The 11204-nt window shown below is 71.6% G+C and carries 10 protein-coding genes; 3 read left to right on the top strand and 7 right to left on the bottom strand.

From position 1 onward, the window contains the following. Nucleotides 1–54: 54 nt before the first annotated feature. A complete protein-coding gene (locus WME97_RS32340; RefSeq protein ID WP_437523066.1) occupies nt 55–1158 on the top strand; it encodes a deoxyhypusine synthase family protein in 1104 nt (367 codons plus the stop codon). Nucleotides 1159–1183: 25 nt separating this feature from the next. After that, nucleotides 1184–1759: a hypothetical protein gene (locus tag WME97_RS32335; RefSeq protein ID WP_437543117.1), complete on the top strand. Its 576-nt coding sequence runs from the start codon at nt 1184–1186 to the stop codon at nt 1757–1759. 26 nt (nt 1760–1785) lie between these two features. On the opposite strand, the gene WME97_RS32330 is transcribed toward WME97_RS32335, so the two are convergent. From WME97_RS32330 to WME97_RS32315, 4 genes are read right to left on the bottom strand one after another with little or no spacing between them, the layout of a single operon-like run. Then, nucleotides 1786–2946, bottom strand: coding sequence for a homogentisate 1,2-dioxygenase (locus tag WME97_RS32330; protein ID WP_437543115.1), 1161 nt, complete (start codon nt 2944–2946; stop codon nt 1786–1788). After that, nucleotides 2946–4094 carry a 4-hydroxyphenylpyruvate dioxygenase family protein gene (locus WME97_RS32325; protein WP_437543113.1) on the bottom strand — a complete coding sequence of 383 codons (1149 nt, stop codon included), beginning with the start codon at nt 4092–4094 and terminating at the stop codon, nt 2946–2948. The genes WME97_RS32330 and WME97_RS32325 overlap by 1 nt, the downstream gene beginning before the upstream one ends. 38 nt (nt 4095–4132) lie before the next feature. Continuing rightward, complete coding sequence (maiA, locus tag WME97_RS32320) at nt 4133–4798, bottom strand: maleylacetoacetate isomerase (protein ID WP_437543111.1); 666 nt, start codon at nt 4796–4798, stop codon at nt 4133–4135. Further along, complete coding sequence (locus WME97_RS32315; RefSeq protein ID WP_437543108.1) at nt 4795–5772, bottom strand: fumarylacetoacetate hydrolase family protein; 978 nt, start codon at nt 5770–5772, stop codon at nt 4795–4797. Before WME97_RS32315 ends, maiA begins: the two co-directional genes overlap by 4 nt. A gap of 190 nt (nt 5773–5962) precedes the next feature. On the opposite strand from WME97_RS32315, the gene WME97_RS32310 reads away from it, so the two are divergent. Then, entirely contained in the window at nt 5963–8374 is a 2412-nt protein-coding gene (locus WME97_RS32310; protein WP_437543106.1) for a substrate-binding domain-containing protein, read from the top strand. Nucleotides 8375–8405: 31 nt separating this feature from the next. Here WME97_RS32310 and WME97_RS32305 read toward each other — a convergent pair whose 3' ends face one another. The 3 genes from WME97_RS32305 to WME97_RS32295 all read right to left on the bottom strand — a co-directional run bounded on the left by WME97_RS32305 (nt 8406) and on the right by WME97_RS32295 (nt 11204). Then, nucleotides 8406–8759 (bottom strand): DUF1801 domain-containing protein, encoded by a 354-nt coding sequence (locus WME97_RS32305; protein ID WP_437543104.1) that lies wholly within the window; start codon nt 8757–8759, stop codon nt 8406–8408. Between the two features lie 132 nt (nt 8760–8891). Further along, nucleotides 8892–9674 carry a dienelactone hydrolase family protein gene (locus WME97_RS32300; protein ID WP_437543102.1) on the bottom strand — a complete coding sequence of 261 codons (783 nt, stop codon included), beginning with the start codon at nt 9672–9674 and terminating at the stop codon, nt 8892–8894. Nucleotides 9675–9797: 123 nt separating this feature from the next. Continuing rightward, the gene (locus tag WME97_RS32295; RefSeq protein ID WP_437543100.1) at nt 9798–11204 is read right to left on the bottom strand and encodes an NAD-dependent succinate-semialdehyde dehydrogenase; all 1407 of its coding nucleotides are present in this window, start codon (nt 11202–11204) and stop codon (nt 9798–9800) included.

The following is an 11204-nucleotide window of genomic DNA, read 5'->3' as shown; positions in this document are numbered from 1 at the left end:
GGGGAGCTTCGCGCTCGACGGCCCACCCCCCGCGCGGGTATATGTTCGCGCCCTATGTCCTCTCCGAAGCACCCTCGTTCCTCGCACCGCCAGCTCGGCGACGGCGTCGAAGATCAGCTCGTCCCGCTCGCCGCGCTCGACCCGCTGAAGATTGACTCGTTCGACGATCTGCTCCGCGCGATGAGCAGGACCGCGTTCAGCGGCCGCGCGCTCGGCGAGGCGTGCGACGTGCTCGAGGCGATGGTGCGCGACGAGGACTGCCTCGTCGTGGCGACGTTCTCCGGCGCGATGACGGTCGCCAAGATGGGCGTCGTCATCGTCAGGATGATCGAGGCCGGCATGATCGACTGCATCATCAGCACGGGGGCGCTCATGGCGCACGGGCTGAGCGAGGCGGTCGGCCTGACCCATTACAAGGCGAACCCGGGCATCTCCGACGAGACGTACTTCGAGAAGGGGTACAACCGCGTCTACGACACGCTCGAGATGGAGAAGAACCTCAACGCGATCGAGGTCTTCGTCCGGAAGGAGCTCGACAAGCTGGACCCCGGCTCTCCCTGGTCGAGCGAGATCATCTGCCGCCAGCTCGGCAAGGCGCTGGCGGACATGGGCGACTCGCCGGGCGTGCTCCGGAGCGCGTACCTCCGCGACGTGCCCGTCTATGTGCCGGCCTTCACCGACAGCGAGATGGGCCTCGACGTGGCGACGTGGATGCTGCGCAAGGTGAAGGCGCAGCACGGCGACAAGCCGGGCTTCGACGTGTGGCGCGAGGCCGTGCCGCCGCCGTACAACCCGTTCCTCGATCTGCTGAGCTACGCCCGCCTGGTCCGCAAGAAGAAGCGCCTCGGCATCTTCACCATCGGCGGCGGCGTGCCGCGCAACTGGGCCCAGCAGGTCGCGCCGTTCTACGACATCGTCGGCGATCGCCTGGACATCGAGGTCGATCACCCGCGGTTCCAGTACGGCGTCCGCATCTGCCCCGAGCCCGTCCACTGGGGCGGCCTGTCCGGCTGCACGTACTCCGAGGGCGTGAGCTGGGGGAAGTTCACCCCGCCGCAGGAGGGCGGGCGCTTCGCCGAGGTGTACGCGGACGCCACGGTCGCGTGGCCGCTCCTCGTGCGCGCGCTGCTCGAGCGGCTCGGCAAGATGCCGAAATGAAATAAAGTAGGGCGAGGAGGTCACTGTGCTCGCCCCCAAGCGCCGCTCGCCGCGCACCCACTGGGTGCTCCTCTCCCTGGCCGCCGCCGGCGGCGCGCTCGTGTCCGCTGGCTGCCCCTCGCCCGAGGAGCGCGCCTGCGACCTCATCTGCGACTGCTCCGGCTGCAGCGAGGCGAGGTACCTCGAGTGCGTCGACAAGGCGGAGACCGCGCGGGCGGCCGCGGTGAAGGCGAGCTGCACCGGCTCCTTCGACGCCTACGTGACGTGCGTCGAGGAGGAGCTCGAATGCAAGGACGAGAATTACCTGTTCGACAGCTGCGACGGCCAGCGAGATAGCCTCCGTGGCTGCGGCATCTCCATCTTCCGCACCGTCTGCGAGGACGCCAACGACGTCTTCATGGCGTGCGGGCTGGGATTCCCGTTCTCGACCAACCCCGACGACTGCGTCGGGTCGATCGTGTGCAACGCCCGCTGCATCCTCGGCATGTCCTGCAATGGGCTGAACGGGATCGATTTCGAGGAGTCGCAGCGCTTCAACGAGTGCACGACCGCCTGCTTCAACACGCCCCAGGGCACTGAGCCCCCTCGCGGAGGGCCCTGAGGGAAGCCTCCCGTCGCCCGATCCCGCTAGGGGCCCGCGATGAAGCTGTCCTGGTAGCCCGGGTCCTCCACCGCGAGCGCGGCGGCGGTGGCCGAGAGCGGGCGAATCGTGTCGAGCATGACCGCGATCTCGCTCGTCTCGCGGGCCCCGAGGCTCGCCTCGTACGCGCCGGGGTGCGGCCCGTGCGGGATGCCGGCCGGATGGTGCGAGATGCTGCCGGGGCCGACGCCGCGGCGCGAGGTGAAGTTGCCGCGGCAGTAGAACAGGAACTCGTCGCAATCGACCGACGCGTGGGGGTACGGGCAGGGGATCGCCTCCGGGTGGAAGTCGGTCGGGCGCGGCACGAAGCTGCAGACGAGGGCGCCGCGCGCGGCGAACGTGCCGTGCCAGTCCGGAGGCAGGTGGACGAGCCCGACGCGCGCCTGGAAGCGCTGGATCGGGAACGCGAACGGGTACACCGCCCCGTCCCAGCCGACGACGTCGAGCGGCGAGCGTTCGAGGGTGAAGCCGTGGAAGGCGCCGCCGCGCTTCACGACGAGCGCGCGGATGCCCTCGTCGAGGGGGCCGACGAACGTGGGCCGCCGGAAATCACGGTGCGAGTACGGCGCGTCCATCCGCAGCTGGCCGACCTCGTTGCGCCACTTGTACGGGAGGTGGATGTCCGCGGCCTCGATCGAGAGCCACCGCTGGGGCGCGGCGTCCGGGAGGAAGCGGTAGAAGAGCCCCTTCGGGATGACGACGTAGTCGTCCTGCTCGAAGCGGAGATCGCCGAGCATCGTGCGCAGGACGCCGCCCCCGTGGAAGATGAAGAACAGCTCGTCGGCGTCCGCGTTCGCGAAGTACACAGGATCGGCCGCGTCCGGCTGGACGAGCCCGATCACCACGTCGTCGTTGAAGAGCAGCGGCACGCGGCAGTCGACGGCGGGCCCGCCCCGCCGCGGCAGATCCTGCGACCGGTAGTGCCGCTTCGCCAGCGGGCGCGCCGGCGCGGCGACCGGCAGCGTGAAGCCGTGCGCGGCCTCCGCGAGCCGGTGCTCGTGTGGCCGGCGCTCGTGGTAGGCGATCGTGTAGGGGCCGTCGAAGCCCGCCCGCGTCAGGCACTCCTCGTAGCGGAGATCCCCCGCCTCGCTCCGCAGGGCGATGTGGTGCTTGGGCGGGACGATCCCGGCGACGACGCGATCGAGCATCAGCCGTGCCCCGCCTTCTGCTGCCGCTCGATGCTCTCGAACAGCGCCCGGAAATTGCCGGCGCCGAAGCCGCGGTCCCCCTTGCGCTGGATGAGCTCGAAGAAGAACGGCCCGGCGTCGGGATCGCGGTGCGTGCCCGACGACTCCTTGAGGAAGATCTGGAGGAGGTACGATCTCGCGCCGTCGCCGTCGACGAGCACCTCGAGCTCGCGCAGCGCCGCCACGTCCTCGTCGATCTGCCCGATGCCGAGCCGCTGCAGGCGCTCGGGCAGCATGTCGTAATAGGCGGCCGGGGTCGGCATGAACTCCACGCCCCGGCCGCGCATCGCGCGCACGGCGGCGAGGATGTCCTCCACGGCGAGCGCCACGTGCTGCACGCCGTCGCCGCGGTGCTCCTCGTTGAAGACGTTGATCTGCGAGCTCTTGAAGTGCGGCCGGTAAGGCTCGTTGTTCGCGAACTTCACGCCCGAGGCCGGGTCCCACATCACGGCCGAGCGCAGGCCCGAGCCGTGATCGGCGTCCTTCGTGACGTCGTTCGTGTGGAACGCGATCTGCCAGAACGGCTCGAGCCCGAGCACGTGCTCCATCCAGAGCAGGGCGGGCGCCATCGTCTGGAAGTTCGAGGTGACGTGATCGAACCGGGCGATCCCGAAGCGGTTCTCGCCCCCGCGCGGCGCGTCGTAGGCCACGCAGCCGGGGAACAGCGCGGGGTACCCGCGCCGCTCCACGAAGCGGAAGGTGGTGTCGCCGAACGGCGTCGTGATCGAGAACGACGCGAAGGTGCCACCTGCCTCCGTCACCCGGTGGACCTCGTCGATCGGCGTGCCCCCGCGGCCGTCGAGCAGGCGGAAGGCGCGGTCGATGTCCTCCACCTCGAAGATGACCGTGCCCACCCCGTCGGGGTGCTTGCGCAGGTAGCGCCACGCCCGCCCGCCCTCGCCGATCGGCTGCGAGCAGACGACGACGCACTCGCCGGCCTGGAAGACGACCGAGCGCTGCGCCGCCGCCGCGGTGAGCTCCGGCGAGCTCGCGGCGATCTCCTGGAAATCGAGCTTCTCCGTGTAGAACCTGCGGCTCCGCTCCAGGTCGCGCACGTAGTAGTGCAGCGCCTCCACGCGCTTGATGCCGATCGACTCCACCTTGGCCATCCGGGTCCTCCGTCGCGAGGGGGTAACGCAGGGGCGAGCTAGGCGACCGCGTCGACCTGGCGGTCGGCGTGAGCGGCCTGGAACGCGGGCAGATCCATGCACGCGGCCTCGATGCGCGTGAGGGTCGAGAGCGGCGCGAGGTCGACCTCGTAGCGCCGCGCGTTGTAGAGCTGGGGCACGAGGAACACGTCCGCCACGGTGACCTCGTCGCCGACGCAGAACCGCCCGGAGAGCTCGCTCGCCGCCGCCTGGAACGCGGCGAGGCCCGAGGCGATGAAGCGCCGGCCGAAGGCCTTCTCGTCGCCGCCGAGCTCGTCCTTCACGTACTTCAGCGTGGCGGTGTTCTGCATCGGCTGCGTGCCGGAGTTGATCATCTCCACGAGCTGCCGCGCCTTGGCCCGCAGGTACGGATCCGCGGGCAGGAGCGGCGGCGCGGGGAAGAGGTCCTCGAGCAGCTCGATGATGGCCACCGACTGGGACACACGCCGGATGGCGCCGCCCTGCTCGAACTCGAGCAGGGGCACCTGCGCCATCGGGTTCTTGGCCCGGTACTCGTCGCGGAGCTGCTCGCCGCCGTCCCGGACGAGGCTCACCGGCCGGTACGCGTGCTCGATGCCCTTGTGGGCCAGCGCGATGCGCACGCGCCAGCTGCACGAGCTGCGCCAGTAGCCGTAGAGCGCGAGCCCCTTCACGGCGGCGCTCATCTGGCCACCACCCGCTGCGCGATGCGCCCGAACAGGCTCTCTCCCGCGCGATTCAGCATCTCGATCATGATCGTGTCTCCTGGCTTCATGAACGGCGTCCTGGCCGCCCCGTCCGAGAGGATCTCGAGCATGCGCCGCTCGGCGAGGCAAGACACGCCGCGCGCCGGGTCCTCGTTGGAGACCGTGCCGCTGCCGAGGAGCGTCCCCGCCGTGAAGCTGCGCGTCCTGGCGATGTGCTCGATGAGCTCGAAGAACGAGAAGTGCATCTCCGGGCCGGCCTCGGGATCGCCGATGAGCGCGCCGTTGTAGGTCGAGCGGAGCCGCAGGTGGACGCGCCCGTCGCGGAGCGCGTCGCCGAGCTCGTCGGGCGTGATCGCGAACGGCGAGAACGCTGTGGCGGGCTTGGAGCAGAAGAACCCGAACCCCTTCGCGAGCTCGGCGGGCACGAGGTTGCGCAGCGTCACGTCGTTGGCCAGCAGGAAGAGGCGGATGTGCCGGTGGGCCTCTTCGCGGCGCGTGCCCTGCGGGGTGTCGCCGAGGACGGCGCAGACCTCGGCCTCGAAATCGAGGCCCCAGGCCTCGTCGCGCAGGACGATGTCGTCGGTCGGGCCGAGGAGGACGCCGGAGCCCCCCTGGTACACAAGCGGATCGGTCGTCAGCGTCTCGGGAGGCTCGGCGCCGCGCGCCTTGCGCACGAGCACGATGTGGTGGATGTACGCCGAGCCGTCGATCCACTCGTAGGCGCGCGGAAGCGGCGCAGCGAGCTCTTCCGCGACCAGCGGCGTCACGGCCGCCTCGCCGAGCTCGACGTCGGCCGCGATGCGGCGGAGCGCCGGCTCGGCGCGCTCCCAGTCGTCGAGCGCGGCCTGGAGCGTGGGGAAGGCCTCGCCTGCAGGCGCGTAGGCGAGGCCGTCGCGACGGACGACGACGAGCGTGCCATCGCGGCCGGGGCCGCGGAGAGAGGCGAGCTTCATGCGGGTGCGAGCTCCTCGTGGTCCTACGGTGGTCCCATCGTCTCTGCTTGACAAGCACGAGCCCGCTCACGCCTGCTACGAGATGCGCCCGCACGCGCGCTGCGCAGCGAGCGAGCGAGCGGCTGAACGGATCTGCATGACCACCGGACTGGACGTTTTCTCGACTCTCCACGACCTTGTGCGGCGAGCCATGGAGGGCCTCCCGGGCGCGCGGCGCGGGAGCCTGCTGATACGCACCGGCCGGCGCCTCTCGTACAGGGCGATCGTCGGGCTCGACGGCCTCCTGCCGGGCCGGGTGAACATGCCGTCCGACGGCGGGGCGCTCAGCGCGTCGGCTCCGTTCGGCCCCGCCGCGGCGCCCGAGGCGGCGCACGGCCCGTGCCTCGTCCCCGCGACCGCGTGGTACCGGGCGCACCTGCCCGAGCTCGCGGAAGCGCCTGGCTGGCTGTCCGACGGCGTCCACGTCCACGTCATCGCGGTGCCCATGTTCGGCGCGCCGGGCGCCTACCTCGCCCTGGAGCAGCCGGACGCCGCGCCGCTCTCGGGCCCGCGCCGCGCGCTCGTGGAGTCGGTCGCGGCGAGCGTGGGCGCCGCGCTCGAGCGGCGCGGCCTCTTCGAGGAGAAGGCGCAGAGCGCCCAGGAGCTGCGCCTGCTCGAGGACGTGCTGAGCTCCGTCGCCGAGTCGGTCGATCCCCTCGAGCTCATCGAGACGCTCGCGGACGGGATCCGGAGCGTTCAGACCGGCCCGCGCTGGAGCGCGATCGACCTCGCCGTCCTGGAGGATGCCGGGGGCGAGGGGCGCGTCGCCGACGGGTGGCGCGGATCGTACGACGCGAGCCGCGCGCCAGGCCAGCCGATGATCCGCGTCTACAAGGCTCCCCGCCGGCCGCTGACCGCGTACTGGAACAACCTGCGGGACGGCGCGCTGGCGGCGGGGCGCGATCTCCGGGTCGGGGTCGAGTTCAGGAGCGTCATGTCCGCCGGCGCCGCGGCTCAGGAGGCGCTCCTCGAGGAAGGGATCCGCCGGCGGGTGGGCGGGATCGCGATCGCGCCCATCGACCCCGTGGCGCTCGAGCCGGCCATCGGCCGCGCGATGGCGGCGGGCATCCCGGTCATCACGATCGACACGCCGGCCGCCCCGGGCAGCCGGTCGTTGCTCTACGTCGGGACCGACAACCGGGCCGCCGGGAGGATCGCAGGCGAGGCGATGCTGCGGTTCTTGCCGCAGGGAGGCGAGATCACCATCCAGGCGGAGTCCTTCGCCGTGCCGAACGCCCACGGGCGCATCGAGGGGTTCCGCGAGGCGATCGCCGGCTCGGCGATCCGCGTGGGCTCGCTCTCGGAGAACCAGTTCGACGTGGAGCGCGCGATCGCGCTCGCCGTCGACGTGGTGCGTTCGAACCCCGGCCTCGCCGGCGCCCTCGGGGTGTGCAGCGAGAACGGCCCCAGCCTGGGGCAGGCGTCGATGAAGCTCGGGCGGTCCGGCGATCTCAAGGTGGTCGCCTTCGATCTCGTCACCGCCACGGTCGCGATGCTCCAGGACGGCGTGATCCACGCGGCGGTGGTGCAGCGCGAGTACGACATGGGGTACCGCGGCGTGCAGGCGCTCTACGAGATGGCCACGCGGGGCGTAGCGGAGGCCCTCGCGGACCTGCCGGCGTCGCGCTCCATCGACACGGGGGTCGACCTCGTGACCCTCGAGCGGACGCCCTTCTCGAGCGCCCTCTCGGATCACCTCGCGTCGAGCTCCGCCCGCAGGATCGCGAACCGCAGGCTGGGCGCGGGGCGTCACGAGCGCCCGCTGAATTTCCTGGTGATCGGCATGGCCCAGCGCGAGAGCCTCGTCGACGACGAGCGCGCGCCCGTCGCGGACGACTCGCTGGTGGGCCAGGTGATGCGCTCGTGCAGCTCGCTCGTCGTCGACACCGCGTCGGGCGAGCACCAGCGCTTCGGCGACGTCGCCGAGGCGCGCCGGCGCGGCGCGCGCACGCTGGTCGGCGTGCCGTTGCTCTCGCGGGAGGCGGTCCTCGGGGTCCTCGTCCTGGCCAGCCCGCAGCCCGACGCGTGCTCGGCGACCGACCTGGCGCTCATCGAGCGCGTGGCCGCGGTGGCCGCCGTCGTGATCGAGAACGCGCGGCTCCTGTCGCGGATCAAGGAGCGGACGAGGGCGCTCGAGTCGCTGAGCAGCCGCCAGGAGGCGCTCCTCGAGACGATCGCCGCGATGTCGAGCCCGGTGGTGCCGATCGCGCGCGGCGTCCTCGTCATGCCGATCGTGGGCGCGCTGGACACGCACCGCTCCGGCCGCTTCATCGAGGCGATGCTGAAGGAGATCTCCGAGCACCAGGCGCGCGTCGTGATCATCGACGTCACCGGCATGGCGGTGGTCGACGCGAGCGCGGCGAATCACCTCGCGCAGGCGGCGCGCGCCGCCGGGCTGCTCGGGGCCGAGGTGGTGCTCGTCGGGATCGCGCCCGAGGCCGCGCGGCTCATGGTGGAGCAGGGGCTCGATCTCGGGGCGATCGTCACCCGCTCCACGCTGGAGCTCGGGTTCTCGTACGCGCTCGGCAAGACGGGCGGGCGGGTCGTCCACGGGCGCCGCTGAGCCGCGGGCGCAGCGGCGCGCCGCGCGATCCTCAGCGGTCCCGGTGGAGCGCGACGGCGGCCGCGACCAGCGCGGCGATCGCGGCGACGTCCACGTCCTTGGCAGAGCGGATATGGAGGTTCCTGGCCTGCTTGGCCTCGCCGGTGAGCAGGCCGCTCGGATCCGGCAGCTCGGCGCCGCGCTCGAAGCCGAGGGTCACGCCGAAGCGCTGCGGGGCGAGCCAGCAGATCTTGTGTTGGTCGCCGCCGCCCATCCGGAAGCCGACGAGCCGCCAGCCTGGATAGACGTGCTCGTGGACGTCGGGAATGATGCGCAGGAGCAGCTTGCGCACGCGCAAGGTCAGCTGTTGCGCTGCAGGGGGGTACTCGCTCAGCAGAGCGGCCACGGCCGGATCGTCCGACACAATCAATGACAGTAAGTCGACGTTCACGGAGACGCAACCGGCTGTGCCTCGTCGCGCGACGTCACGCGACCGCACGCGATGTTCCGGCTCGGGCGCGGCTTTCGTCGCGGGCGGTCAGGGGTGGAGTCGCTCGCGGAAGAAGGCGAGGACGCGCGAGAGCGCCTCGCGCGTCGGGTGGCCCTCGCGGTCGACCAGATCGCGCGTCAGGACCGAGTGGGCGGTGCGCGGGATCCCATGGGGGTTGCCCGGGGACGAGTCGATCTCGATCTTCTCGAAGCCGTCGCCGAGCTCGGCCCGGAGGTGGTCGAACCGCTCCTTCGGGCACATCGGATCGTGGGTGAAGCGGAGCCCGAGCACCGGGGTACCGGCGGCGACGCGCTCCTTGACGGCGCGGAGGCCGTCGTCGGAGAGGTGGAGCCCGGCGCGGCGCTCGCGCGAGAGCGGGAAGGGCAGCGACGGCTGGCTCAGCACGGGCGCCGCGATGGCGGGGTCGACCATCAGCGCGAGCGCGAAGTTGCCCGTCAGGCACATGCCGATCGCGCCGACGCCCTTGCCCCCGAGCTCCGCGTGGACGTCGCGGCAGAGCGCGCGCAGCCAGTCGGTGATCGGGCTCGCCTGCCTGGACGCGAGCACGTGGAACTCGCGGCTGATGCAGGCGCGGCCCAGCTGCTCGACGATGTAGAGGGGCGTGTCCAGCTTGCCGGGCGTCCCGAAGAGGTGGGGCACGAAGACGGTGAAGCCGGCGTCCGCCACGCGCTCGGCGAACGCCGCGACCGACGGGGTGATGCCCGGGATCTCGTGCATGACGACGACGCCCGGGCCCGCGCCGCGGCGGTAGACCACCCGCGCCACGCCGCTGTGTGAGAACTGCGTCTCGGTGAAGCCGGGGAGCGACATGACCGCCATCATCGCCCGTCGCACGACGCCGGGGAAGCGGCGGCCGGACGGCTGGCGAGCGGCTCATCCGGCGATCGCTCGGCCGCTCGATCTCGCCGTCCTTCGGTCGCTCCGCTCCTCGGATCACTCGGATGCAGGCAGGCCCCTCGGCCGTTCATCCTTGGCGATCCACACGGTCTTGACGTTCACGAACTCGCGCAGGCCGTACGAGGAGAGCTCGCGGCCGTAGCCGGACATCTTGATGCCGCCGAACGGCAGCCGGGGGTCGGACACGACCATCCCGTTGATGAACACCTGGCCGGCATCGAGCTCGTTGATGAGCCGCTCGCGCTCGTCGGCGTCGCGGGTCCAGGCGCTCGCCCCGAGGCCGAACCGGGTGGAGTTCGCCATGTGGATGGCCTCGTCGAGGTCGGTGACGCGGAAGACCGCCGCGACCGGGCCGAAGAGCTCGTCGTCGGCGGCGGGGGAGGGGCGCTGGACGTCGGTGAGCACGGTCGGCGGGAAGTAGTTGCCCGGCCCCCTCAGCCGCTTGCCTCCGGTGAGGAGGAGCGCGCCCGCGGCCACCGACGCCCGCACCTGCTCCTCGAGCTCGGCGGCGATCTGCGGGGTGGCGAGCGGCCCGACGTCGACCGACGGATCCATCGGATCACCGACCCGCAGGCGCCGCATGGTCGCGACGAAGCGCTGCTCGAACTCGGGCGCGATCGACTCGTGCACGATGAAGCGCTTCGCCGCGATGCAGGACTGGCCGTTGTTGATGATGCGCGCCCGGATCGCGGTCCCCACGGCGGCGTTGAGGTCGGCGCTCGGCAGGACGATGAACGGATCGCTGCCGCCGAGCTCGAGCACCACCTTCTTGAGGTGCTTGCCGGCGTGGGCGCCGACGCTGCGCCCCGCGTTCTCGCTGCCGGTGAGCGTCGCGGCCGCGATGCGCGGGTCGGCGAGGAGGCGCGGCACGACGTCGGTCCCGGCGATCAGCGCCTGGAAGACCCCTTCCGGGAAGCCGGCCCGGCGGAGGATGTCCTCGATCGCGAGCGCGCAGCGGGGGACGTTCGAGGCGTGCTTGAGGAGGCCGACGTTGCCGGCGACGAGCGCCGGCGCGGCGAAGCGGAAGACCTGCCAGAACGGGAAGTTCCACGGCATGATGGCGAGCACCACGCCGAGCGGGTGGAAGGCCACGTAGCTCTTGCCCGCGTCGGTGGCGACCTCTTCGGGGGCGAGCAGGCGCTCGGCGTTGTCGGCGTAGTAGCGGCACGCGGTCGCGCACTTCTGGGCCTCGGCGATGGCGGAGCCGATGGTCTTCCCCATCTCGAGCGTCATGAGCTGCCCGAGCTGCTCCTTCTCGCCGTCCAGGATGTCGGCTGCCCGGCGCAGCTTCTGGGCCCGCTCGGCGACCTGGGTCTGCCGGAAGCTGCGGAACGCGGCGTGCGCGCGCGCCACCTTCTGCTCCAGCGCCGCTGAGGAGAGAGGTTCGAACGTCTCGATCGTCTCTCCGGTCGCTGGATTGATCGTCGCGATGGCGGTGTTCAC

It is taken from the genome of Sorangium sp. So ce367 (genome assembly GCF_051520455.1).
Taxonomy (GTDB): domain Bacteria; phylum Myxococcota_A; class Polyangia; order Polyangiales; family Polyangiaceae; genus Sorangium; species Sorangium cellulosum_B.
The sequence above is the reverse complement of the archived record's forward strand: the minus strand, read 5'-3'. Positions and strand labels throughout refer to the sequence as shown.

Coding starts and splice junctions, on each gene's coding strand:
- WME97_RS32340 (WP_437523066.1), top strand. CDS start 55: ATGTCCTCTCCGAAGCACCCTCGTTCCTCGCACCGCCAGCTCGGCGAC.
- WME97_RS32330 (WP_437543115.1), bottom strand. CDS start 2,946: ATGCTCGATCGCGTCGTCGCCGGGATCGTCCCGCCCAAGCACCACATC.
- WME97_RS32325 (WP_437543113.1), bottom strand. CDS start 4,094: ATGGCCAAGGTGGAGTCGATCGGCATCAAGCGCGTGGAGGCGCTGCAC.
- maiA (WP_437543111.1), bottom strand. CDS start 4,798: ATGAGCGCCGCCGTGAAGGGGCTCGCGCTCTACGGCTACTGGCGCAGC.
- WME97_RS32315 (WP_437543108.1), bottom strand. CDS start 5,772: ATGAAGCTCGCCTCTCTCCGCGGCCCCGGCCGCGATGGCACGCTCGTC.
- WME97_RS32310 (WP_437543106.1), top strand. CDS start 5,963: ATGGAGGGCCTCCCGGGCGCGCGGCGCGGGAGCCTGCTGATACGCACC.
- WME97_RS32300 (WP_437543102.1), bottom strand. CDS start 9,674: ATGTCGCTCCCCGGCTTCACCGAGACGCAGTTCTCACACAGCGGCGTG.